This window comes from Natrinema gari JCM 14663 (assembly GCF_000337175.1).
Taxonomy (GTDB): domain Archaea; phylum Halobacteriota; class Halobacteria; order Halobacteriales; family Natrialbaceae; genus Natrinema; species Natrinema gari.
This window is the reverse complement of the sequence record NZ_AOIJ01000071.1, coordinates 1-334: the sequence shown is the minus strand read 5'-3', so window position 1 is coordinate 334 and position 334 is coordinate 1. Positions and strand designations below refer to the sequence as shown.

Below are 334 nucleotides of genomic sequence, written 5' to 3'. Positions count from 1 at the left end.
ATACCGTTCGAGAATTGGAGAAGTTCGGTGTCACACGTAGTCGAAAGGCCGTTCATGATTGGGTTCACAAGTGCGATCTACAGCCAGCTGGTGACGAAAATCCGAATCACATCGCGCTCGATGAGACGGTGATTCAACTTGACGAACATCGATATTGGCTGTACACTGCCGTTGATCCAGAGACGAACAAAATCCCCCATACTCGGCTGTACTCGACGACTACGACCGTGTTGACGGAACGATTCCTGCAGGAACTTTCCGAGAAACATGATCTCGATGATGCCGTGTTTCTCGTTGATGGAGCAAAACACCTCCAAACTGCACTCCGTCGAGA

At 50.0% G+C, this 334-nt stretch carries 1 pseudogene; it reads left to right on the top strand.

From position 1 onward, the window contains the following. A pseudogene (locus C486_RS20580) lies at nucleotides 1-334 on the top strand (DDE-type integrase/transposase/recombinase); the annotation flags it as partial.